Genomic DNA, 21,395 nt, shown 5'->3' with positions numbered 1-21,395 from the left:
CGTGATGACGCGCCGGGCAGGCCGGAAAGAGAATGGGCTATTCGGCGGCGCCGAGAGCGGCCCCGTCGTCATTGTCCGCGAAGCTGGCCTCAACCAGATAGTTGACAGCCTGCATCCTAATCGCCCGGTCCTTGGGGATCAGCCAGGAGACATGCTCGCGGATCGCCTCGCGGACTCGCTCAAGGATTGCGGCATCCTCGCCGAGCAGCAACATGTTCGCAGCAAAGCGCGCCTGCATATCGAATGTCGCCTGCTGGGTATGATAGCTGTCGGCGTCGCAATCGTCGTCGTGATAGAAACAGGCGGCTTCGAGCAGGTAGGCGAGTTCGCTGGGTGTGATTGCACAGTCGGCGCTGAGCAGGATGGTGACGTTATCGAGATCGTTCGAGCAGTCATCGGGAATAATCAGCACATCCGCCGGTAACGAGAGGATTTCGGCAGGTTCGCCGGAATCGGCTGACGCCTGCACGGCGATTTCGAGTTCGATCGCATCGACGCGCCCGGAGACCACGACCTGCGACAGCTGCGTGTCAGCCGCATAATCGAAGACGTCGCCTTCGCCCTGGTCGACCCGGAAGGACCATCCGAGCACTCGCGGAAGTTCGTCATACCAGGCGTATCCCGCGAATTCATCGACGGGCTCGACTGGGGTCGCGCCGTGCAGACGTCCCGACGCGAGGGCGCGCTCGGCACACTGCTCGATATGGGCCTGGTCCGTCGGCATCAGGATCATCGGTTCACCCGCCACCCGCTCGCCGAACATGGTGCTATCCGCTTCCGCGGTGCGCGGAGTCCAGACCGACAGCCAGGGTGCGGCTTCAGGGAGGAACACGCCCAGCGCCTTGGCCCGCAGCCAATGGGCATGCGACAGCCGATGGTGACCCTTGCGGGCGACGGTGCGGAAGATCGCCGCCTCGCAGGCCTCGCGCAACGCCTCGAGCGCCGGCCCCTGCACCATTTCTTTGCGCGCAGGGAGCACGAGTTGTAGGTGGCCTGCGTCTATGATGTCGACCTTGGCATACCATCCACGGCCACCATCCACGTCATGGATATGCGGCAGCTGGCACGGGACCGTGAGGCCATGGAAGTTGATCCGCGCCAGTTCGCGTGGAACATGAATATTGTCGCAGTAGATGCCGATGTTGCAGCCGTTCCATTTCTCGACGCGTGTCGCATCGGCGAGGAAGCTTTCGTGGAGTTGCCTCTTGCCGTCGAGCCAGACCGGCACCGGGCAGAAGCGCGCGGCATCCTTCACCGCCTGATTGAGTGCTTTCACCCAGTCTTCGGTCATGTCGACCTCAATCTCGGTGCCCTTGTCGATGGCCGCCGGCGCAAGATCGAGCGGCATGCCACTTTCCCAGGCGTCGGGGGTGATGGTCACCTGCCAAGCCACCTCGAGTTCAGCCGCGTGGGAACGGACCGTGACATAACGTCCCGCAAGACTGAACACGCCCATGCCCGCCGGATCTTCGGATCGGGCGATCGTCTCGTCCCAACCGGAGTCGCCAAGCGTCAGGAACTTGACCGGATCGGCGATGCCGCATCCGTCGTCACGGATACGCAGCACAGGTCCCCGATCGCTCTCGATCCGGGAAATATCGATCCGCTTGGCGCCAGCCCGGCGTGCGTTCTGGATCGCCTCGATCAGGCACGCAGAAACCGAGCCGTCAAAGAACCTTGTGATCCTGGTAAGCAGGGAATCTCCGACCGTGGTGTGGATAGTGGTGGGGAAAGTCATGTGAGTCTCCGGAAATGCTGCGACCTCATCATCGCCCCCACCTCCCGCCCCCTCCCCTTCATGGCGCGATTGTGCGATCGGTAAGCAGCGCTCCGGCGGCATCCTGCGATCGTGAAATGAGCTAAATATGGGATCGGCCGGCCGGGCGATCAGGCGGCGATACGCCGATAGACGGACTCGCCGTTCGAGAAGCTGCCCAGCCGGACAAGCGTCGCGAAACGCTGCTCGAACTTTGGCCCGATCTGGTCGAACCATTGCTCTGCCAGCCCTTCCCGGCCGGCGCCGATGTCATCCCGCAAGACCACCCAATAGGCTATGCAGCCGCAATATTCCGAGAGGCCGAAACGGGCATAGCCGTTCATGGCGACAATCCGATCTTCACGGTCAATCCATCCGTCATGAGTCCATGCCGAAGGATAGAGTGCGAGCACCTGCTCCCGAAAATCCGCGACGATGAAGTCCCAGTCATCCTGTGCGGCAAATTCATCGAAATGGCGGGTGTCGGAATCGTCGTCGTCCTCGATCCAGCCCGCGTCCCACTGCGCGAACGCGACATGCGCTCCGCTGGGATGGGATACCGAGCGCCCCATGGTCAGTTCCCCTCGTCAGCAGATAGCCGCCAAGCGGGCGGCTGGGCGGTGACGGGTTCGTCGATCGCAGCACGATCGGGGCCTTCCGGCACGGGTTCCGGCCTGATCGTGGGATGGGTAGGATCGGACCAGTCGATATGATCGACGATCCAGCCCGGCACGAAGTCCCAGTCGAAACACAGGTCGTAGGTGTCGGCGACCACACTCCAGGCAGCCTCGACCGCGTTGGCCCAGCCCACGACTGTCAAGCGCAGGTCAGCGGCGCCGACCGCATTGCAGGTTTCGCGGATGGCCAGCGCCAAGGCGACGGCGTCCGGGTCGGAGCTGGGATGATCGCGCAATGTCAGCACCGCCTCCCAGAGGCAGGCAGCGGTTTCGAGGGCGGATACGAGACTATCCGTCGGCATGGTGCGGTTTTGGTTTTCCGCAGCGGACGCGATCTCAGCCTTTGCGAAAACGCTGGGCGGATGGACCGCGATCCGTGATGGCTCTGCGGGCCAGGAAGAGACGCCTGCTTTCATGCTGCGGCCTCCTCGTTCACGGCATGGCGGGCATCGGCTTCAAGAGCGTCGAGGTCGATCGGCAACGCCTTGCTCGGCTTGTCGGTGATGAAGACAACGGCGTCCGGCTGGTACATTTCGTTGCCTAGATCAGAGATGCGGATGCGGGCGACAGGCTCGCCGGACCGCACGCGCTCATGCCCCTGCCAGCCCATTCGCACGGGGCGGCCATCTGCGGCTATCTCCACCGTTTTGAATACGTCATAGTCGCCCTTTGAATTGGCCGAATAAAAGGCTTGCTCCGTCGCACGTACCTCGTTGGGCTTGGCTGCACCTTGCTTGCCCTTGCGGGCTGCGGCCATGCGCAGGTTCCATATCCGCTGAAGTTGTTCGGCCTGCTCGCGCGATGGATTGATCAGCGGCACCGTGCCCGGCTTGCCCGCCCGGCGAGCCTTCTTCTCCAGTACGATGTAGCCGCACGCCTGCATCAGGTCGCGCCAGTCATCCTCGTTCAGTTCAAGAGAGGATGCCGACGCGATATGCGCCGGAAGTGGAACCGGGCTTTCGAGACGGAAACGGCCGACAGTGAGCGCGCTACATTTCGGGCTTTCCGCGCCATGCTCGCGAGCGAAGGCCTGGATGATGACCGGGGTTAGTTCGCCGTCATAGCGCGGCACGTCGCCGAGCATGGAACGCTCGAACGCGAGCCGGTGCAGGATGTGCTCGATCCAGCGGCGGCGGTTGGGACCGTTGACGGCGACGGTTGCCCCGTCGATGCACTGTTGCCGTGCGTCGGCAGGCGTGATCTCGCCCCTGTTGACCTTGTAATAGACATCATAGCCCGACCAGAGTTCGCGGGAATCCATGTTGCCGAGCGCGTGACGGATTTGTTCGTCGGTCGTGATCTCCTCCCAGATCGCCAGCGCCGCATGGGCCCTGTTGAGACCGCGCTGAAAGTCCCGCAGTTCTGCCAGCAGGGCCTTGATTCGGTTGGCGCGGACGCGCGGGTCGCTCTTCCTGCTGGCATAATGCCCGGCGCTGCTCGCGCGGCCGAGCCAGTAGCCTGCTGCCTTTTCCGCCTTTACAGATGCTGTCATGGCGGAGTGCATTCGTCCCTGTGTCCTGCGCGCCCCGCGTTCGCTATGATGGCCGACAAGGATCGGCTGACCCATGTAGAAGGCCTGCGATAGTTCATCCGCGCGGTGCGCGAAGGCATTGGCTTGGGCGTTGCGCTTGTCTGCAAGACCTTCGAGTCGCTCTGCTCTGATCGCAGCGCGCTCGGCCAGGCTCATTTCCTCGGCCTCGATCTCGCCCGCAAGCTCGATGGCCAGATCCTCGCGTTGCGGCGTCCACCTGGGAGCGACGAAAAGCTCCTGCTTCGGAGCCCATCTGAACCCGGCCGCCTTGACCTGTGCATAGGTCTCGGCATCAAGGTGCGATGATGCGTAAATGCGGATCTTGTTGTCTTCCGGGCTATAGGTTGCGGTAAAGCTGGTCATCGATCGTCCTTTCGAGGGGCCCGCGATCATCAGGTTTCGGGGCGAGGCAGTGCATCTACGTTTCCCCAGAATCACGAAGCCCGGCGCGATGGCCGGGCTTCGTGGAAAACAAGGAATGTCGGTGTCGGGTGGCTATTCGCGCAGATCGCCGGCGGCGATGTCGCCAATCCAGGAGGCACCCTCCTCAAAATCGGCGTCGTCATCTTCGACCAGGGCAGCGAGCGCGACAGCGCCCGTGCGGCCGAACTGACCGAGACGCTGAATAGCAGCGTAAAGGACCGGCGCGAGCTGTTCGGCGGTTGCGGTATCGATATCGGAAGTCGTCATGCAGATACTCCTTGTGGGGATGGTGGTGGTGAGGAATGGCCCGTGAGATGAGCGGCGACCCGGCGTACCTGGCGGTTTGATGGTTTGCCGGTCGCCGGGCGGCGACTATAGGTTCAGGCAGAGGCCCAACGGTCAGCGGGAACGAGCGCACCAGTCGGATCGAGCCGGTGACGGTGCGATCGCGATGTCTATATCCTTCAGACCACCGCATGGCGAAGTTGTAGCGAGCGGGCGCCTATTGCCTGGGTGGTCGCTTTTTCCGGGTGGCGCCTAAATGCAGCGGGCGTATTTCCGAACTCAATTTGGGGACGGCACCAGGCTGAGGAATCAGGTTGAGGGCAAACATAGTGGCCTCTTCATAATCCATTCCGAAGCGGGCCGCGTCTTTCAGGAAGAGATGTTCATCGAATTGGGACGTCGTGAAAAGCCGGATGCCATACTGACGCCCGAATTGAGCGATGAGCACCAAGGCTTGGCCAATTGGTTTGCCGACAAGCAATCGACGAAGTGTCGCGAGGGCTTCCGGGCTTCCTTCCACGGCAATGCCATATTCGGCAAGCAACCCCGGCCCGCCACCTTCCTGCAATGCCTGCGATAGACCGGTGAGCTCGTTCATCGTGCGACGCTCGCACAATTCGCGGTGCATTGGAACCTGTCCTCGATCGTCGTCGAATCGATCGAGATCATTCCGCTGCCATCGGTGGCGTGGCTCGGTCGTCTAGAGCGTCGGCTGCATCAAGGCGCGCTATCCATTCCGGATCGATGCAGGCGTCCTCAACGGCCCAACCGCTGATAGATGCAGGGACGGGGTCACCATTGTCGCGCGGGACCATGACGAGGCCGCCGGGATCGGCGCTCTCGGCATCATAATCGACAACTCGCACCGCGATCGGCCGGTCGGCGATGACTCCTTGGACAAGACCGCCCTCGAGTTCGATCACGACATTGGCTTCGAGCGGGAGCTGCCCGGCGCCGTTGATCCGCATACAGAGATCATCAATCTCCTCCGGGTTCAGCGGTTCGTGCCGGCCGAGATTGCTGGCGATGTCGCCGGGATCGGACGCGCAGTGACGTCGCTGGTGGTCGCGCAACGCGGCAAGGACTGTCGAAAGCTCCCGATCGTTGAGCGCAAGAACCGATATCCCCTGGAGTTCGGCCTGTTCGATCCACACGTCGAAGCCGGCGGTTTCCGCGAGGTCATCGGGGTCTATGTCTGTATTTTCGATGCCCTGCGCGGCGAGGTGACGGCATTGCGCACCGACCAGCCCCAATTGCCAGTTGCTCGTATCGATCGGCGGCAGGCCCTTGGCATCGAGGTCGGCGCGAAGCTGATTCACCATATTGGTCGCGGCGATCCGGGCTTCGCGTTCGCTGGCGTGATAGCGCGCGATCTTCGACGGTTGCGAGAAGTGCGTTCCGTTGGCGACGAAAATGTCCATGTCGGATTCTCCGGGTGATGAGGATATGAGATCGATGCGGGCATCAGGCGGCGCAGCGGCCATCGTCTGGACGAAGGCCGAGATCGAAGGCGGTGAGATTGGCGAACCGCAACTCGAGACGGTCGAAAGCGGCCGTCAGGTCGTCGATGTCGATCCAGTTGAAAGCGTCGCCGGGATCGGCATCGAGATGAAAGATGATGGGTGTGAAGGCCGCGGTCATCTCCGGGAAGCTGGCCTGGATGATCAAGGTTTCGATCCGGCGCCCGAGGGCGGCGATGCGTGAGGCAAGCACGGCGCGCTCGGCATGCGCCATCGTGAAATAGCGGTCGGGCGCCAGCAACTGTGCAAGACGAACGCACGGGAGGCGCCCGACATGTTTTGGCCCGACAACCGTGCCGGTCAGTGCTCGGCGTTCGGCCGCGACCTTGTCGGCGGGGACCAGCGCGCGATAGGCATAGTGGGGCAGCGTCCCCGCGATGCGGGAACGGGTGACGATGATTTCCATGATGACTGTCCTCAGGCGAAGAGCTGGGTTGCAGCGACGTCCGGTTGGGGAAGATTGAGATCGCGGCGGATACGATCGGCGAGCCGGGTAGGTTCGATCAACTCCGCCACGGAAGCGAAATGGTTGCGGCCGCCGACATAATCCTTAAGCCCCTCGCAGCTACGGAACATTACCTCGTGGCCGGGGCCCATGCAGCCCAGATCGAACTGAATATAGAGATCGGCAGAGTGAATAGTAATTTCGCCTGAGCACGCGATTCCCGCCATGTTGGAACGCAACTCGAATTGCCCCCGTTGGAGGCCGAGCGCCTTGGCGAGCCGCGTCATCGCCTTGCGGCCCTCCTTGTGAAAAGTAGCCTTTGCGGCGCTGTCATAGTCGACACCGCGCCGTGCCAGCGTCACCAGGATCGGCGTGCGTTCGGCGGCGCCGACGGCTTCGACGCAGGCAAGGCGCAACTCCGTCTGAGGCGGACGGTTCTCAGCCGCAAGGTTGCCAAGATGGCGCGCCAGCAGCAGGACGGCCGGATCGCGCTCCGCATCGATCTGGTTGCGCCGACACTCGTCGATTGCCCGGATCAGGACATTCAGCCCTCCGGCAAGCGTGGTCAGCGCGGAGGGGTCAAGCGCCTGTTGAAAGCGAAACGCGGCGTCATAGGACATGGGGTTCTACTCCTGAGGCCTGGGCGCATCCACACACCCGCCTCAACCCCTCCCCCTCCCCTTCGATCAGGCCGTCACCATTCATAACAGACGAGCCGATCGGTCGTGGAAGAATCGCGGTCCAGGATCAGGTAATTGCAGCCCAGTCCCCGCGCGAAGGTCAGCGCATGGAACAGATCGTCAGGAATCTCCAAAAAGTCGCCGAACGAGGACGGATTGGTGGCTACGACCCAGCCATAATGAGTATCCGCGATGCTGACGGGCCGCTCGCACGGATCGACTTTCATCCATTCATCGATCCTTTCTGTCGTCGGCCAGGATATATGGCTGGAGGACAAGGCAACATAGTTGCCGATCTCGAGGCGTTCGGGATCGTAGCCGAGGTCGGGGTCGATCCATTCCATGCGGCTGGTCAGTTCGTCTTCTGGATGGAGATTGAAATAGTCGCGTATCACCATGGCATCGTCGAGTTGCCCCGGATCGCGACTATCGTTGATTTCGGCCCATTGTGAGCGGCAGAAGGTCGCTACCTGCACCTGCAGCCCTCCATAACTGACCGCGACGACATTGGTGGTTCCGCGGCCATGCCCGATTGTGGCGAGATAGACGGGAATGGACCAAGCCACAGGCGCCCGGTCGATCGATAGTATCGCGGTATCGAGATCGGCGATGACCTCCGCAATGTCGGCGGACGCTTCGGCATGGGAGGCCAGTGCTGTTCTGGCGCGCGCCAGCAAGGTGAGGTGCGTGAATCGTGGATGATCTTTCATCACAATCTCCTTCATCATGAGTGGTTGAGCAATTGCGCGGACATCGCGCCTGATCGCGATCGCGGGATCGGCAACGCCGGGGGCACATCGGCGGCTTGGGCGTGCCAATGCCCAATCTGATTATCGCGATGGTCTGCTCAGAAGAGGCTGAGCTGGCGCGGCGCGACATGGTGTTCCGAGCGTTCCGCTATGGCTGGCGGAGGAAGAATGGTCGTCGGAACGGGAGGGTTCTCGTTTGGAGCGGAGCTTGCCGTTGGCTCGCTATCGCACCGAGCGAGTTTTGCCGACCATCCGCCCATGATGTGCGCGGGCGTATACCAGTGGTCGCGCATTTCGAGCGAAAGCGAGTTCCCGACGATTACGACGGCAGGAATGTGCAGTAGGCTGAACTGGATGCACGCCATGTGGGCGACCCGCGCGTCAATGTCGACAGCGGTCACATGGAGGTGCCGCTGATAGTTGATGCCTTGTGCGCGCATGGTTTGTGCAAGGGCGATAAACGTTGCGCCCGCGCCGCAGGCAGGCTCCATTGCGCGCACAAAACCTTTGCGCGCTATCATATCCTGGATCAGCTTCGGGTCCCCAAGTGTCGCCTCCGCCATCATTTGGCATATGGGCCACGGCGTAAAGAACTGTCCTTTGTCTGCGCTCGGCAATTCAAGGCTATTATACACCGTACCGAGCGCATCGCGGGGTTCGGCCTCAAGGGCCATCACGATTCCCGCAAAGACCTGAGGGAATAGCTCGACGATATCGCGTTCATACTGACCAACGATATCGAGATAGCGCTTCTCGCGTGGTTCTCGATTGCGCACGTCCATGCTGTTGGAGATGCTGATCGCGCTTGCTTCCATGCAGTCCGAAAACAGCCGGTGAAGATCATGGCGATAGGCGCATGATCGCAACAGCCGGGTCACGGCCGCGACATGGTTTTCGTGAGAATCCATGATGATGTCCTGATTGAGGGGCGGACGTCCGCCGATTCGGGTCCAGAAGCCCCGCAGGCCCGAAATGGGCATGGCGCACATCGAGAATGGACAACGCGTCCGAGACGCCCGCCACCATTTCAGACCGGGATGGGCGATATGGAACGGCGACGATGACGATCGCCCGATCAGGCGTCGATCAGGGTCTCGCTCCTGCTTCGTAGCGAAGAATGCATAGGCAGCCGCGGCTCCAGGTGGTTCCGGACGAAACCGCTCACGATCCGCAGTTCGCCGGATGCGACCTTGGCAAGCTGCTCCTCGAACGTCAGCTTTTGCGTCGCGGCGGCTTCCCGTTCCGCCTTCACCGCCTCCCGCCGCATGTCCTGCCAATGGGTTTTCGCGTCTGCGAAGGTCATCGTGCATAGGAGACGCCGAAATGCGTAAATCTCCTGAGGCGAAGCTGGAGGCCAGGACGAACTACGCACCGGCGCATGGCGAACCCGGCCGGGACGCCTGGGAGGCGGGAGAACCTGTCCTTCGCCCGCCAGTTCGGCGGCAAACGCATCTCGAAGACGATAGGCACTTGATGCGCCGATCACGAGTTCGCGCGCGGCCCGCTGGACAGGCACACGATCGAGGAGCATCGCGCGCAGAAGGTCTTTCTGCTCATCGGTGACGAAGCGGGCGGTTTCGGCATGGACACGACGAACCCCGGCGGCATCGCATCCGGGAAGCGTTTCACCCTTGCGGCGCAGGCGCCGGAAGAGCCGGGTCCGGATGCGTGTGCAACTCGTCCGCGACACGCCAGTGCGCTCGGCAATCTTCTGGGTGCCAAGCCCCTGCAGGAACAGTTCCTCTACCTGTTTGCGCTTCGCCGCCGAAACCTTGACGCCGCTGTAGGCCTGGCCACCTCCCGGCGGTGGTAGTAGCGCCTTGCCGCGGGCAAGCAGTTCACGGTTATATCGGCGGCGCTGTTCGGAAACGCAGGCGGCCGAGACGCCAAGACGCAACTGGATGTCGATGCCCTTGTAGCCCTTTTTCAATGCGTAGCGCAGTCGCTCTATGCCCTCGGCCGTCAGGCGGCCATGCTTATCGCGCTCCGCGGGACGGTATCCGCGCCGGACACAAAGGGCGATCGTCACCGCATTGCAGGCGCTGGCTTCGCAGATGCCGAAATGTTTGCCGATGGCGTTGAACGACCAGTTTTCGACCTCGCGCAGCCGGATGGCTTCCTCGAGTGATTCGCCTTCAAGATGCGGTCTGGGCGCGGAATTTCTATGCGCTGTGTTCAGACCGAGCTTGTGGGCCTTGACCTGCAAGGCATGGATGCTTCGGCCCGGTAGCCGCTGCGCGACGCCGTGCCCTTCGGCCGGATACCAGGCGCGCAGCGTAGTGATTTCCTGCGCCGTCCATGGCGCGGATCTGGGAGTGGTCATGGGAAATGTCTCCGAAGAAGGAAGAGCCCACCCCGCGCAGAACCGGGGTGTGGTGGTCCGTGGTCCATTCGGACTCACTCGCCTGCTCCCTTCCCAGCTTCCCCCTTCACTCCTTATGGCCGCCCGCGGCACTTCCAGGACACGGGCGGAGAGCTGATCTCGTGGAGCCGAGCGGCGCCAAGGATTGTAGCCAGTTTATAGCGAGTGACCACGAAGGGCCGGATCGCGTCGGCGAGCGGGTAGAGGCCGTGCCAGCTTATGGCATGTCCTTCCCCTGATCATCGCGCGGGCCGAAGCGATCGTGCATCGCCTGGCGAAACTGGCGCAGCATCTCGGCTTGCTCGGGGTATCGTTCCTCCCACTCGGCGCGCGGGATCAGGAAGCCAACATCGACCAGGGTGTGCCGGAGCGCCTCGGTCACGATCTGTTTGACGGTTTCGGGAATGGCGAGGGGAAAGGACTGGAACTGGCATAACCAGGAGGAGTCATCGGGTTCCTGATGCTGCCGGAAATAATAAGCATCGAAGATGAGATCGGTCCGAACCACCGCATCATTCTTGACCTCGATCACGAATTGACCGCCGGGCGGGGTTCCGTTTCGCGCGGAGGCGATCATGCGCTGGTGCCAGGTGCGCGCCGCAGCCAGCGCCACGCCATAGTGGGAGCCGTAGACAGCGTGGAGTATCCTGCTGACGGGATGGCCGGCGGCACCGAAGTGGAAAGTGATTTCCATGCGCGTGACTCCTCAAGTGGAGATTGGACAAAGGGCTTGTGGCGTGGGTTTTTCCGCAGCCAACATTCCACCATGCTGGGGGATCGCGGCGGGATTGTCGGTGCGCTCAGCGGCGTTGCGGATCTGATGCTGTGTGGCTACCGCGATGATCTCCGCCCCCCGACGACCAACCACGCCTACCCCCTTCCCTTTCGTCCGATGCCGTCGCCGAACGCGATCGCTACTGGTCGCCGCTTCTGAACAGCGCCTCCTCGGCGGCCAGCGCGTGATCTGTCGAGCTGGATTACGACAGGAAACCGGTCAGGCCGCTTGCGACACCGCTGCGCCTTCGTTGCTCGAAGGCGGCGTCAGGATTGCGCCATCGTCATTCCCCGGCTCGAATTCGCCCTTGGTCGTCGCCAGATCGGCTTCCAGTTCGGCGAGTTCCCGCAGTTTGTCTTCCAGCAGGGCGGCATCGGGAAAGTCCTGGCCGAGACGCGCCTCGAAGGCTGGAAGGCGCCGCTCGTTCGCCTTGAGATCGGCCTGCACGGCGGCAAGTTCGGCGTCGAGATTGAGAATGGAGGATTCGAGCCGACCCAACGCCGTGCTCCAGCGCGTCTTGTCGGATACCTCAAACCCGTTGCGCTCGCCGTGGTGCAGTGCCGCGACAGACGTGCGGATACCGGGTTCGCCATCATCGTCGACGGCCTCGTAGCCTGCGAGTTCTACATCGATACCGTTGACGGTGCCGAGCGACTGGCGGGCCTGGCCGCCGTGCAGCCGCAATTCGAAGGCTTGCCTCAGGATACGTTCGCCGGCGGCCTTGCGGTCGGTGATCATCGTGCCGCCGCAATCGAAAAGAACTTGGTCGTGCCGCGGAAGAACCCGGCGTGCGATATCGGCTTCCAGCTTCGCGATCAGGTTGGAGCTGTCGATGATGGCGTCCGCGGTTCGCTTGATGGTTCTGCGGATATTATACTGATCGTCGATATGCGCGTCGCGCAGGCGTTCGAGCCTTGCGACCTCGGCATCGAGCCCGGCCTTGCGCATCAGGCGATCATCGCCGGACGCCAACGCCTTGGCCAGTGCGAACTGGTTGACGTTGGAGCCGACATCCTCGATCCGGCGAATGGAGCGATCGCCCGACATCGCCATGGCGATGAAGCGGGCCTTGCGCTCAAGCATCTGCCAGTTCGTCGCGTCCATCGAGCCGCTGGTGGCGTAGCCGTAGAGCTCGATCTCGTCGTTCTGGTTGCCCTGGCGCTCGATCCGACCCTCGCGCTGCTCGATATCTGAGGGTATCCAGGGAACGTCGAGGTGATGCAGGGCTTTGAGGCGCTGCTGCGCGTTGACGCCCGTTCCCATAGTGGGAGTCGAGCCGATGAGAATGCGCTTGCGCCCCTGATTGAGGTCGTTGAACAGGCGCTGCTTCGCGCTGTTCTTCTTGTAATGCTGCATGAAGGCGATCTGATCGGCCGGTATGCCCATCTCGATCAGTTGTTCGCGGATCCAGACATAGGCGGAGAAGCCGCGTGTCTCGATGGCGTTCTCGGTGCCGAGATCGGAGAAGATCATCTGCACCGCCCCGGGCAGCGGATAGGGCCTGCCGGTTTCGGGATCGGTGTAGCGATTGTCGCTCGTATCGCGCCAGATACGGTGGACATTCTCGATCAGGAGATTGAGCTTGTTGCCCTCCTCGTTCCCCATCGAGGGATCGACGAAGCGGAGATCGATCGCCGAATGCCGCCCGTCGGTGATCACCGAAAGGAGGATATCGTCGCCCTTCTGGGGCCGCCCGCTGCGGTTCTCGATCGCCTTGATGCGTCCGGCGAGCACCTTCTGATAGGCTTTGAAGGGCGGCCCGGACTGCGCGACAATGATCTTGCGCTTGCCGCCCTTGATGGTGGGCAGCCGGACATATTGGCGCAGATCGTCCTTCAATACGACATCGGCAACGCTGCGATACATCGCCATCAGGTCGGCGACGTTGACGAACTCGCAGAAGCGCGTGACTGGCTTGTAGCTGCCGCTCGGCTGAAGTTCGAGTTCGGTGCGGGTGTCACCGAAGTTCGCGGCCCAGGCGTCGAACTCGTGCAGGCCCTTGGCATGCAACTCATCGGGCTGCATGAAGCGCTGGAGCGTGTACATCTCGCCGAGGGTGTTGGTGATGGGCGTCCCCGACGACAGGATCAGTTCGCGACCGGGATTGATGTCTGCAAGGTATCGGCTTTTGACGAAGAGGTCCCACGCCCGCTGCGAGCCAACCGGGTCGACGCCCTTGAGGTCACCCAGATTGGTGGCGAAGGTCAGCTTGCGGAACTGCTGGGCCTCGTCGACCAGGATCTGGTCGATGCCGATCTCGCCGATATGGACGATGTCGTCCTTGCGGGCCTTCAGATTCTCAAGCCGCCGCTGGAGTCCCTCCTTCAGCCGCTCGACCCGCTTGCGAGAGACGCGGTCGTCGCTCTGGATGCCCGTAATCAGCACCTCGTAGCTGGCAAGCTGGTCTTCGATCAGCTGCTTTTCGAACGCTGCCGGCGTGGGGATGAACTTGAACGCATCATGGGTGATGATGATCGCGTCCCAGTTGCCGGTCGCCGCACGGGCCAGGAACCGCCGCCGCTTCTCCTTGATGAAGTTCGTGTCGTCGGCGACCAGGATGCGCGCGGTGGGATAGAGCATCAGGAACTCGCGCGCGATCTGCGCGAGGCAATGATTGGGCACGGCGATCATCGGCTTGTTGGCGAGACCGAGACGGCGCTGCTCCATTACCGCAGCGCACAGACTGAAGGTTTTTCCCGCGCCGACGCTATGGGCGACATAGGTCGAGCCCGCGGCGACGATCCGCCAGACAACGCGCTTCTGGTGATCGCGTATCTGGATGGTGGTCGACGCGCCGGGGAGCGTCAGATGCTTGCCGTTGAAGGTCCGGGGAACGAGGTTGTTATAGGCGTCGTTGTAAATCCGGACCAGGCGGTCGGCGCGTTCACTGTCCTGCCACACCCAAGTTTCGAAGGTCGACTTGATCTTGGCAAGCTTCTCTTTCGCGGCTTCGGTGTCGGTGACATTGAGCTCGCGGCGTTCTGAACCGTCAGCTTCGCGGTGAACGTCGTATATCTTGGGGATATGGGAATTGAGGGCATCTTCGAGCAGGTCTGCTGCACCGCGGCGCGCCGTGCCCCAGGTCGAAGTGGAACTGACGTGTCCGGCGAACGGGGCCTTGTCGACGGTCCAGCTCGCAATATCGACGGTATGATAGATGGTAGTCTCGACCTCCATGATCTCCGCTACGAAGGTTTTGATGACATTGGTGGGAATCCAGGGGGCGCCGAGCCGCGCGGTGATCTCGCTGGGTTTCAGATCGACCGGCTGGACCGCCTCGAGCGCGGTGGTGACGGCATTGAAGCGGGGATCGGATTCAGCCTTCTCGCGCGCGAGGGCGAGTTTGGTGCGCACGGGGCCTGAAAGCGCTTCGTCCGCCGTAACCCAGTGGTCGAAATGGGGCGTGGTGCGGATGGGGTCGAGATAGACGTCGTCGGCAAGGTCGGCGAGGGCCTCGGCCTCGGTGACGCCGAGCAGACCGGCGATGAGTGGGAGATCGACGCGGCCGCGCTCGTGGAGCGACACCGCCAGCGCATCCTGCGCCGAGTGGATTTCATGGGCGACCGGCGGCTTGACGACACGTTCGGTGAAGATCGCGCCGGGCGTACCGGTATCGCTCGCCTCGTCATAGGCCTCGATCGACGCGACCAGCCAGACGTCGGGATCGTCGAGGAAGGGCTGGAGGTTCGGGCGGCGCTGATATTCCTTCTCGGCGCCGGTGTCCGGGTCGGTGCGGATGCTGGTGATGGTCCGGTTGATCGGACCGTACTTCTTCGTGAACTGCCTGTAATGCGTGAGCAGCCTCTCCTGGGACGCCGCATAGGGCTGGTCGTTCAGCTGCGCCCGCAGGATCGCGCGGACCGCATCGCGGATCGGGATCAGCGCCTTGATGATACTCGCGTGTTTGGCGAACAGGCCCGTGGTGCCCCGCCCCGATTTGACGTCAACCGCGGTGGGCATGCCGTCGACGACCTGGTGCAGGACACCGCCGGAAACGAGATAACTGCCTTCCTTGAATTCGGCCTCGTCGGCGGCGGTGCCGATTTCAACGTTGAGGGAAACATCGACCCGGTCACGCAGCGATGTCGTGCGATGAACGGGGCGGCAGGTGCCTTCATATCGGGACGCGATTCCCGACAGGGCGGTGGTGAGAGCCTGCCCAAGGTCGACGCCCGGCTCGGCGGCGCAGTGATAGTCCATGCCGAACTGGCCGCTCTTCCATTCATGGCGCCCGAGCACATGACCGGGATTGTCCAGGAAATAGCGGTTGATGCGCAGCGGCCCCTCGCCCTCGTCGCTGTCGGGAACATCGGCCAGATCGATCCAGTTGTGGCCGGGCCGGAGGAGATCAGGCTCGCGCTTACGGACGAGCAGGATATCGACGACGACGTCCGTGCCAGCTTCCTGCCGCATGGCCCGGCCCGGAAGACGCACGGCGCCGAGGAAATCGGCGATGCCGTCGATATGGCTGCGGGCCTTGGGATCGCTCTTGTCGAGCGAATAGCGTGAGGTCACGAACAGGGCGACGCCGCCGGGCCGAAGGTGCTCCAGCGATTTCGCGATGAAGAAATCGTGGAGCGAAAGCCCAAGCCGGCCTAGGCTGGTCTTGTTCTGAATGCTGAGGTTCGAGAACGGAGGATTGCCGATGGCGAGGTCGAAGTCGCGCGGCAGCGACGCCTTGTCGAAATCGATGCAGCGGATGATCTGACCCGGATAGAGCGCGTTCGCGACGCGGGCGGTGACGGGATCATTCTCGATGCCGACGAACAGCGTGTCGCTCGCCAGCCAGTCGGGCCGCAGACCCATGAAGAGGCCGCTGCCGCATCCCGGCTCAAGAACCTGTCCGCCAGTGAAACCGAGGATGCGGGCGGCATCCCACATGGCGCGGATAATATATTCGGGCGTATAATGGGCATATTGCGTCGCGCGCTTGAGCGACTGGAGTTCGGCATCGGTCGTCTCCGCGGCAAGGCCCTGCCCCAGTTCCTCCCAGCCATCGCGGAATGTGCCCGCGCGATCGGCGAAGATGTTGTTCGCAAGCTCGGAGGCGCCGAAGCCGATGAACTTCGCGATCGCTTCCTGCTCGGCCGGCGTCGCCCCTCGTTCTTCGCGGTCCAGGAGGTTCAGCAGCCTGATCGCCTCGACATTGTCCTGCGCGCGGACCTTCCATGACGACGCCAGCATCCGCCCGGCGGCGAAGGAGAAATCGCTGGGGGCAAGCACCTCCGACGGCGCCAGCGAGAAGAGCGTAGGTTCGCAAACCTGGGAGACGCCCGCTGCATCGGGCGCCGGATCGGGAGGCCTGACCGGCTGGTCGAAATCGAGGCATAGCTGGAGAGCCAGCGCGGATGCACTGTTTCGCATGGAATGCTTCCTTTTTGGTGGGTTCGCGGGCGCGGCGCTGCGGCCCACAAGCGTCTCAGGCTGGTCGAAGATCAGGGCGCGACGTGAGGCCCTGGGTTGAGCATCGTCTCAGGCGTCAGGTCAGCCGAGGCGAAGCGAAGCTGCATATTGGCGCAGCAGGTCGGCCATCGCGGTTCGCGCATGCGCCTTGTTGCCGATCACGATCTCGGGCTGGAGCTCGCGGCCCAGCGGCGTGCGGTAACCGAGTGCCGGCCCACCGCTTGCATCCTCGACGACGATGCGATGCCCGCGAGGCCGCGCCGGGCCAGCATAGCGCGCGGTGAAATCCCCGAGACGGCCCGACAGCCCGGCGGCCATCTTGCTCCAACGGATATGGCCGCCGGCAAACTGGTCGCCGGGCGCGCGGCCACGAGCCAGCCAGAGACGGAACTGCGCGCGCTGCTGGAGCACCGAATTGCGCGTGCGCTCCATCGTTCGCGCAAGCGGCAGGATATCGGCGTCGGCGTCCAGTCGGGACATCTCGGCGTCGTCGGCAACGACAAGGATGTCGGTATAGTCGCCTTGGCGCAGCGTATGGCGAAGCGCAGTTTGATCGCCAGGCGTTGCTCCGTTTGTCGTCGAGATGGATCTCAACCCTGAGTCAGCGCCGAGCAGATAAAGCCCTGCGGTTTCATGTCCGGGCCGTTCCCGCAGCATCGCGTGGATGCCAATCACGCCCGTCGCGCTTTCCAAAGCGCCGAGCACCAGCAAGCGCCTGTGCCAGGATACGGGTGCGGGAATGTCCGTGGGAGCTGGCCATTGGCTGGGAAGCGGCCGGGCGATGCGCGGTTCTTCCATTCGATCGGGCTCTGACGGCGCTGCCAGAAAGGATCGCCGGGCGACATCGAAGATGTCATCGGGCCTGCCGCCGCCATCCAGAAATCCACGATCGTAGCCAAGCCGGCGGACATCCGGCTCTCCCCGGCGAGACGGCGACGGTGGTCTGGATTCCCATCCCGCCCGGGCTGCATAGAGTCCGTCGGCGTAGGCAACGGCAGCATCCCAGCCATAGCCATGGACGTCACGGCCGTGGAGGATCGCGGGGTTTCGGCTGTCGCTGCTGCCCTGCGCGATCTGGCGCTCGATGCAGGCAAAGTTCGCGGCCACGCGCTGGCGCTCGGTTTCCTGGGCGATCGCCTCGTTGAGGGGACGAAGCGCCTGAACGCGCTCGCGGGAACGCGCCATGCGGGCGTCGAGGGGCGCATCGTTCGGCAGGTCGGGGAAGCGGCGCCAGGCATCGGCCAGCGCATGGGCGTGATGGGCTGGACGGCCGCGTGCCATCCAGCATCCCGCATCGGCGGGATCGAACTTATCGGTCATGACGATCTCCAGCCTGAAGTGTCAGCAGCTGGCGAGGAGCAGGTCGAGCGCGCGCGCGAACACCTCATCGCCGGCGTCATTGACGATGACCGCGGTGGGATTGGTGGCGCGCACGGCGCGGGTGACGATCGCAAGTGGCCGCTTGCGCAGCGGATACTGCAGGATCTCATCACTCTCGATCGTGACGAGATTAGTGCGGAGCAGCCGCTTCAGGCGACGGCCTTCGACAGCGCGAAGGAGGAGATCGCTCACCTCAATCTCGAGATCATGGTCGCAGCCGAGATTCTCATCCAGGTAGCGCACCGGTCGGTTGGCCTTGAGCCAGGCATCGACCTCGGCCACGGTCCACCGACCGACCTGATGATAGAAGTCCGCGCCGCCCGTTCCCTGGTTTCGGGCATGAAAGGCAAGTTCGCCGTCGATCCAGACTTCTGCCGAGAAAGCCGAAGTTTCCTGCGATAGCGCGGCGCTGTAGGAGATGCGCCGTAGTTCGATTTGCATGGGGGTTCTCCAGACTGCTCCATCATGCGGAGCACCCTTCCCCGTTCCCTCTCCCCCTCCTCAGGCGCAGCCCGGACTGTCGCCCGCGCCGCAAGGCCGGTATTCGGCATCGTAGGAGCGACTCTTTTCGAATTCGGGATCGTTGGTTTCATCGACCAGATAGCCGGTGACCTCTTCGGCCGGCTCCGCCTCCAGCACGCCAGCGGCGTTCGGAAGGAGACGAACAGGGAAAATCCCGCGTTCGACGATCGCGTCAGCCTGTCTCATGGCGTCCGCATGATCATCGGCGGTCACCGCGACCTTGACCCTGATCGTCGTATAGACATGGACATGGAACTCTCTCATGCCGGGAGTTCCGACCAGCCACCGGCGGCACTGATCCAGACCATGCCGAGCGCGCGGAGCGGCATTTCCATGCGATCACTGGTCTCGGAGAGGGGGTCGCGCACGAAAACGCTGCCACGGTCGTTGGCACGCTGCGGGGCGCGCCCGCCGAGTATCATCAAGTCGCCGCCCCCGCCCGGCATGGGAATGATATCGCCCGGCCTCACCTTGGCGGCCAGCAAGGTGCAAATCGTGTAATGAAGGGTCCATCCATTTTCGGAAATGGAAGCCATACACGTTCTCCTTTGGTTGGAATTTTGGTGGCACGATTCTCCTGCCGCTCCGCCGAACTGGCGTGTGGTTTCGGCCGGCTCCGGACCGGCTTGGACGGGGTGATGCGGATAGGTTCAGTCGCCGCGCGGCAACGGGATCGGGACGGCCTGACCGCTCGCGAGATTCATAAACGCGCCCGCGTGACCGATGGAGCCGCGTCCGAGGAGGTCGAACAGGAGCGCCAGAGCATGGCTCGCGACGACACGGTTGACGAACAGCGATTGACGCTCGAGCGCCTCGGCAACCGAGCAGGATGGTGCATCATCGTCGGGCAGGTTTTCGTCGGCGAGTTCAGGAAAATATTCGAGCACGGTCGGCAGGCGACGGCGGCGCTTGTCGGAACGGGCCTCCGGGGAGCCGATGAGATATTGCCCGTCACTCGCGCGATTGCCGAGATCCATCCAATAGGCGGGAACGGTCCTGCACTCGGCGAGCGCCGCGCCGATCGCACGGCGGGCCGATGCCGTGTCAACGCAGGTGATGACGATGTCGGCGCCTTCTAGACCAATGGCTTCAGGGGCGCGGCCGTGAACCGCCTGCCAGGTCAGGCCATGTGCGAGGTTGATCCGTTCGGTGAGCGTGCGGACCTTGGAATTGCCGACGTCGCCCTGATAATATGGCTGCCTGCCAAGATTGGCTTCGGTCACGATATCATTGTCGACCACAGCAACGTGGAGCGATCGTGAGGAGATCGCACGCAGCGCGGTATCGAGCGAGGCGAGTCCCATCAGCATCTGCCCGCCATTTCCGCCGCATCCGACCAGCAGGACGTTGATCGTGCGATTGTCGAACCCGGCGGGCAGATAGTGGCGATCCGTAGGATCAGTCGGCATGGCGGTCTCCTGAAAACGGGCTCCGCGGCAGCGGCATGAACATGCCGTCGGCGCAAAGACGCGCGACCATCGCCAGGCCACTGGGATCGTCGAGCCGTCCGACCACAATCGCTATCTTCGTCGCATGAGCATCGTCGGCATCGTCGGTGGCACTGAAGAAGGCGGGACCGGTCCCATGGCTGTGAAGGTCGCAGACGACATGCCAATCGGGTTGCGGGACCGGCGTGCGGTAGACGAGGCGCGAGGGCGTGGCGTCGTCGATGGCCGGAAAGTCCACTGCGAATTCGTGGGTCGCTTCGTTCCATAGGACGAACGCCGCGGCTTCATTGGGCAACGCCGCGCGGAAATGATCGAGAATATGAGCGAGATGCTCGCCCGGAATGAGGCCGCAACGCAGCTCAGCGCGGCAAGCGCCCGTGCTGCCGTAGGGCACATGCAAGGCAAGAGGCGTCGTGATCGGGAAATCGAGTTCCAGCCAGGCCCGGCGCAGGACGAGCATGACGCCGTCTATCCCGATCGCAAGGCCGCGCCCGGCGCGGGCGGCGCGCAGCCTATCGAGGGCGGGCGAGCGTCCTTGCGGTGGGACCGGATAGCATGGCACGGCGGCAAGGACCGCGGCCGCGGTCGGGTCGTCAGCCAGCACGGTCATTGGTTCGCTCCTCTCGCAATGAGTTTCCCCAGAGTCATCGGGTCGGTCCGGATCATTCGCCGGGAAGCCTGACGTGTCCGACCGGGATCGAACGGCCTGAGACGCCTGACAGGAAAGCGCTTCGCCTTGCGCGCGGCGAGGTCATCCCAGAGCCGAACCAGACCGCCTTTGCCGGTGATGGTCAGTTCCTGTCCGGGATTTGGGTGAGTGGACCAGCTATCGAACACCGCGCGCTCGAATTCCGGGATGGAGGCTGTCGTCAGCGCTTTTGGCCTTGGAATGTTGCCCCAGCAAAGTTGCCCATCGAGGTAAACATTGAGCACCGGCGAGTGCAGCACTGGAGTATCGATCCCGGGCCGCTCGTTTGCCGACAAGGCATAAACACCGAACCCTGATCGGGTCGCGATGAACAGATGCGGCGGATAAGGGACCGGCATGGTAGTTCGCGCTGCGAGCACCTGCAGGCCGGCGGGTGGAGTCGTAAGCGCGAAATATGCTGGGCGAACCTGGGCCGGGATCCACCATGCGAGCATGTCGGGATGCGCGACCAGCACATTGTCAGGCAGGAATTCGGGAAGAACGGTCCGCCCCAGGGCCTCGGTCCATTGACGTAGATGCGCGCGCGACAGCGATGTGCCCGCGCCGATAGTCGGTCGTCCCTCGTCGTCATGCTCGATCGCATGGATGCTGGCAAATGCCGCGGCACCCTCGCGAGTGGTGGCGTAGGGACTGGCGTTGCGGATCGGCTGGCTGCGGTAGAGGAGAATGGCGTTGGTCAGCGCCAGACCGCCGGCGGTGGCTTCGAACTGGGTGCTGTGGTCAGACATAT

The 21,395-nt window shown here is 63.1% G+C and carries 21 protein-coding genes; all 21 read right to left on the bottom strand.

The window, feature by feature from the left end; translation table 11 throughout:
• Positions 1 to 37: 37 nt before the first annotated feature.
• A complete protein-coding gene (locus tag SGRAN_RS02755) occupies positions 38 to 1,738 on the bottom strand; it encodes an ATP-binding protein (RefSeq protein WP_021244090.1) in 1,701 nt (566 codons plus the stop codon).
• 149 nt (positions 1,739 to 1,887) lie between these two features.
• Positions 1,888 to 2,328, bottom strand: a complete 441-nt coding sequence (locus tag SGRAN_RS02750; protein ID WP_021244089.1) for a hypothetical protein — start codon at positions 2,326 to 2,328, stop codon at positions 1,888 to 1,890.
• Between the two features lie 2 nt (positions 2,329 to 2,330).
• On the bottom strand, positions 2,331 to 2,849 hold the full coding sequence (locus SGRAN_RS22765; RefSeq protein ID WP_021244088.1) for a hypothetical protein: 519 nt from the start codon (positions 2,847 to 2,849) through the stop codon (positions 2,331 to 2,333).
• Complete coding sequence (locus SGRAN_RS02740; RefSeq protein ID WP_021244087.1) at positions 2,846 to 4,327, bottom strand: DUF3560 domain-containing protein; 1,482 nt, start codon at positions 4,325 to 4,327, stop codon at positions 2,846 to 2,848. Before SGRAN_RS02740 ends, SGRAN_RS22765 begins: the two co-directional genes overlap by 4 nt.
• A gap of 132 nt (positions 4,328 to 4,459) precedes the next feature.
• A complete protein-coding gene (locus SGRAN_RS02735) occupies positions 4,460 to 4,654 on the bottom strand; it encodes a hypothetical protein (protein WP_021244086.1) in 195 nt (64 codons plus the stop codon).
• Positions 4,655 to 4,889: 235 nt separating this feature from the next.
• Positions 4,890 to 5,300 carry a hypothetical protein gene (locus SGRAN_RS22075; RefSeq protein WP_148648541.1) on the bottom strand — a complete coding sequence of 137 codons (411 nt, stop codon included), beginning with the start codon at positions 5,298 to 5,300 and terminating at the stop codon, positions 4,890 to 4,892.
• Positions 5,301 to 5,337: 37 nt separating this feature from the next.
• The gene (locus SGRAN_RS02725) at positions 5,338 to 6,156 is read right to left on the bottom strand and encodes a hypothetical protein (RefSeq protein WP_021244084.1); all 819 of its coding nucleotides are present in this window, start codon (positions 6,154 to 6,156) and stop codon (positions 5,338 to 5,340) included.
• The gene (locus SGRAN_RS02720; protein WP_021244083.1) at positions 6,137 to 6,598 is read right to left on the bottom strand and encodes a hypothetical protein; all 462 of its coding nucleotides are present in this window, start codon (positions 6,596 to 6,598) and stop codon (positions 6,137 to 6,139) included. The genes SGRAN_RS02725 and SGRAN_RS02720 overlap by 20 nt, the downstream gene beginning before the upstream one ends.
• A gap of 11 nt (positions 6,599 to 6,609) precedes the next feature.
• On the bottom strand, positions 6,610 to 7,257 hold the full coding sequence (locus SGRAN_RS02715) for a hypothetical protein (protein WP_021244082.1): 648 nt from the start codon (positions 7,255 to 7,257) through the stop codon (positions 6,610 to 6,612).
• A 74-nt stretch (positions 7,258 to 7,331) separates the two neighbouring features.
• A complete protein-coding gene (locus SGRAN_RS02710; protein ID WP_021244081.1) occupies positions 7,332 to 8,027 on the bottom strand; it encodes a DUF5983 family protein in 696 nt (231 codons plus the stop codon).
• A gap of 137 nt (positions 8,028 to 8,164) precedes the next feature.
• A complete protein-coding gene (locus SGRAN_RS02705) occupies positions 8,165 to 8,974 on the bottom strand; it encodes an N-6 DNA methylase (protein ID WP_067186847.1) in 810 nt (269 codons plus the stop codon).
• A gap of 167 nt (positions 8,975 to 9,141) precedes the next feature.
• Positions 9,142 to 10,389 carry a hypothetical protein gene (locus tag SGRAN_RS02700; RefSeq protein ID WP_021244079.1) on the bottom strand — a complete coding sequence of 416 codons (1,248 nt, stop codon included), beginning with the start codon at positions 10,387 to 10,389 and terminating at the stop codon, positions 9,142 to 9,144.
• Between the two features lie 256 nt (positions 10,390 to 10,645).
• On the bottom strand, positions 10,646 to 11,122 hold the full coding sequence (locus SGRAN_RS02695) for a hypothetical protein (RefSeq protein WP_021244078.1): 477 nt from the start codon (positions 11,120 to 11,122) through the stop codon (positions 10,646 to 10,648).
• Between the two features lie 300 nt (positions 11,123 to 11,422).
• Positions 11,423 to 16,567: a lactate dehydrogenase gene (locus SGRAN_RS02690; RefSeq protein WP_067180499.1), complete on the bottom strand. Its 5,145-nt coding sequence runs from the start codon at positions 16,565 to 16,567 to the stop codon at positions 11,423 to 11,425.
• A gap of 120 nt (positions 16,568 to 16,687) precedes the next feature.
• Positions 16,688 to 17,926 (bottom strand): hypothetical protein, encoded by a 1,239-nt coding sequence (locus SGRAN_RS02685; protein WP_021244076.1) that lies wholly within the window; start codon positions 17,924 to 17,926, stop codon positions 16,688 to 16,690.
• A 21-nt stretch (positions 17,927 to 17,947) separates the two neighbouring features.
• Entirely contained in the window at positions 17,948 to 18,427 is a 480-nt protein-coding gene (locus tag SGRAN_RS02680) for a hypothetical protein (RefSeq protein WP_021244075.1), read from the bottom strand.
• A 60-nt stretch (positions 18,428 to 18,487) separates the two neighbouring features.
• A complete protein-coding gene (locus SGRAN_RS02675) occupies positions 18,488 to 18,772 on the bottom strand; it encodes a hypothetical protein (protein WP_021244074.1) in 285 nt (94 codons plus the stop codon).
• Positions 18,769 to 19,044 (bottom strand): hypothetical protein, encoded by a 276-nt coding sequence (locus SGRAN_RS02670; RefSeq protein ID WP_021244073.1) that lies wholly within the window; start codon positions 19,042 to 19,044, stop codon positions 18,769 to 18,771. Before SGRAN_RS02670 ends, SGRAN_RS02675 begins: the two co-directional genes overlap by 4 nt.
• 114 nt (positions 19,045 to 19,158) lie before the next feature.
• Positions 19,159 to 19,917, bottom strand: a complete 759-nt coding sequence (locus tag SGRAN_RS02665) for a PRTRC system ThiF family protein (RefSeq protein ID WP_021244072.1) — start codon at positions 19,915 to 19,917, stop codon at positions 19,159 to 19,161.
• A complete protein-coding gene (locus SGRAN_RS02660; RefSeq protein WP_021244071.1) occupies positions 19,907 to 20,566 on the bottom strand; it encodes a PRTRC system protein A in 660 nt (219 codons plus the stop codon). The genes SGRAN_RS02665 and SGRAN_RS02660 overlap by 11 nt, the downstream gene beginning before the upstream one ends.
• The gene (locus tag SGRAN_RS02655) at positions 20,563 to 21,393 is read right to left on the bottom strand and encodes a PRTRC system protein B (protein WP_021244070.1); all 831 of its coding nucleotides are present in this window, start codon (positions 21,391 to 21,393) and stop codon (positions 20,563 to 20,565) included. The genes SGRAN_RS02660 and SGRAN_RS02655 overlap by 4 nt, the downstream gene beginning before the upstream one ends.
• Between the last annotated feature and the right edge of the window lie 2 nt (positions 21,394 to 21,395).

The sequence above is a fragment of the Sphingopyxis granuli genome (assembly GCF_001559015.1).
GTDB lineage: Bacteria > Pseudomonadota > Alphaproteobacteria > Sphingomonadales > Sphingomonadaceae > Sphingopyxis > Sphingopyxis granuli.
This window is presented reverse-complemented; position numbering and strand designations above follow the sequence as displayed.

Bases quoted from the DNA above. Each gene is read 5' to 3' on its own strand.
- SGRAN_RS02735 (WP_021244086.1), bottom strand. From the start codon at position 4,654: ATGACGACTTCCGATATCGATACCGCAACCGCCGAACAGCTCGCGCCG.
- SGRAN_RS02705 (WP_067186847.1), bottom strand. From the start codon at position 8,974: ATGGATTCTCACGAAAACCATGTCGCGGCCGTGACCCGGCTGTTGCGA.
- SGRAN_RS02665 (WP_021244072.1), bottom strand. From the start codon at position 19,917: ATGCCGACTGATCCTACGGATCGCCACTATCTGCCCGCCGGGTTCGAC.
- SGRAN_RS02715 (WP_021244082.1), bottom strand. From the start codon at position 7,257: ATGTCCTATGACGCCGCGTTTCGCTTTCAACAGGCGCTTGACCCCTCC.
- SGRAN_RS02710 (WP_021244081.1), bottom strand. From the start codon at position 8,027: ATGAAAGATCATCCACGATTCACGCACCTCACCTTGCTGGCGCGCGCC.
- SGRAN_RS02660 (WP_021244071.1), bottom strand. From the start codon at position 20,566: ATGACCGTGCTGGCTGACGACCCGACCGCGGCCGCGGTCCTTGCCGCC.
- SGRAN_RS22075 (WP_148648541.1), bottom strand. From the start codon at position 5,300: ATGCACCGCGAATTGTGCGAGCGTCGCACGATGAACGAGCTCACCGGT.
- SGRAN_RS02675 (WP_021244074.1), bottom strand. From the start codon at position 18,772: ATGAGAGAGTTCCATGTCCATGTCTATACGACGATCAGGGTCAAGGTC.
- SGRAN_RS02690 (WP_067180499.1), bottom strand. From the start codon at position 16,567: ATGCGAAACAGTGCATCCGCGCTGGCTCTCCAGCTATGCCTCGATTTC.
- SGRAN_RS22765 (WP_021244088.1), bottom strand. From the start codon at position 2,849: ATGAAAGCAGGCGTCTCTTCCTGGCCCGCAGAGCCATCACGGATCGCG.
- SGRAN_RS02700 (WP_021244079.1), bottom strand. From the start codon at position 10,389: ATGACCACTCCCAGATCCGCGCCATGGACGGCGCAGGAAATCACTACG.
- SGRAN_RS02670 (WP_021244073.1), bottom strand. From the start codon at position 19,044: ATGGCTTCCATTTCCGAAAATGGATGGACCCTTCATTACACGATTTGC.
- SGRAN_RS02750 (WP_021244089.1), bottom strand. From the start codon at position 2,328: ATGGGGCGCTCGGTATCCCATCCCAGCGGAGCGCATGTCGCGTTCGCG.
- SGRAN_RS02755 (WP_021244090.1), bottom strand. From the start codon at position 1,738: ATGACTTTCCCCACCACTATCCACACCACGGTCGGAGATTCCCTGCTT.
- SGRAN_RS02740 (WP_021244087.1), bottom strand. From the start codon at position 4,327: ATGACCAGCTTTACCGCAACCTATAGCCCGGAAGACAACAAGATCCGC.
- SGRAN_RS02655 (WP_021244070.1), bottom strand. From the start codon at position 21,393: ATGTCTGACCACAGCACCCAGTTCGAAGCCACCGCCGGCGGTCTGGCG.
- SGRAN_RS02720 (WP_021244083.1), bottom strand. From the start codon at position 6,598: ATGGAAATCATCGTCACCCGTTCCCGCATCGCGGGGACGCTGCCCCAC.
- SGRAN_RS02695 (WP_021244078.1), bottom strand. From the start codon at position 11,122: ATGGAAATCACTTTCCACTTCGGTGCCGCCGGCCATCCCGTCAGCAGG.
- SGRAN_RS02725 (WP_021244084.1), bottom strand. From the start codon at position 6,156: ATGGCCGCTGCGCCGCCTGATGCCCGCATCGATCTCATATCCTCATCA.
- SGRAN_RS02685 (WP_021244076.1), bottom strand. From the start codon at position 17,926: ATGACCGATAAGTTCGATCCCGCCGATGCGGGATGCTGGATGGCACGC.
- SGRAN_RS02680 (WP_021244075.1), bottom strand. From the start codon at position 18,427: ATGCAAATCGAACTACGGCGCATCTCCTACAGCGCCGCGCTATCGCAG.